1 pseudogene is annotated in these 798 nt (G+C 57.3%); it reads left to right on the top strand.

The window, feature by feature from the left end:
- Positions 1 to 318, top strand: a pseudogene (locus AAHS21_RS31980) (hypothetical protein); the annotation flags it as partial.
- Positions 319 to 798: the final 480 nt, after the last annotated feature.

Below are 798 nucleotides of genomic sequence, written 5' to 3'. Positions count from 1 at the left end.
CATCACCCCACCGACACCGCCCTCAAACGGCAACGAGCACACCGGAACGCAGGTCGCCTGAAAAAACCCGATCCACAGGTCTTGACAATTTCTCCGCAAGATCGCGCCGCCGCTGCAGGTTTCCGTGGCACGGTCGCCGAAACCTTGGCTATAAATCCAGCATTAGCAATCAGTGGTCTCGAGCTGATCAACCAGTGGTACCACAACCCCTCATACCTGACGATCATGTCGGACTGCGCCAACACAGCTATCGGCGTCTGGTCCGAGAACAGCCTCGACCGCACTGTCGTAGTGGCTGTCTACGGCAAGCCGCACTGAGACAACGCAACAACAGGCCAGCGAACATTCTCGCCTATGCCGAGGAACTGGAGTGATCATGTTGGACCTTGACCCCGACCACGATGCCAGCCTCGAATACGGCAGTTTGCTTGCATCCTTTGGGGCGTTTACCCGCCGCTTACGTATCCGCCCGTCTACCGGTACGCCCGCGCGCTTACCATGAGCTACAAAGAGGACCTGTGTCTGGCGGCGATGGCGCTGGCCATCATTTTGTTAGCGATTCAATCGCACTTCTCGATCAGATGATCGTGCGAGATCACCAAAGTGAGCGCAGACGATACCGATGTCTCAATCGCAACGCCTGAATGTCAGCTCGCCAGTGCATGTTTCGCGGTGCGATTAGTACTCTACTCAGCCGGCGGGAGGAGAAATTGTCAAGACCTGTGGATCGGGTTTTTTCAGGCGACCTGCGTTCCGGTGTGCTCGTTGCCGTTTGAGGGCGGTGTCGGTGGGGTGATG

This window comes from Mycobacterium sp. 050272, from assembly GCF_039023525.1.
Classification (GTDB): Bacteria; Actinomycetota; Actinomycetes; order Mycobacteriales; family Mycobacteriaceae; genus Mycobacterium.
The sequence above is the reverse complement of the archived record's forward strand: the minus strand, read 5'-3'. Positions and strand labels throughout refer to the sequence as shown.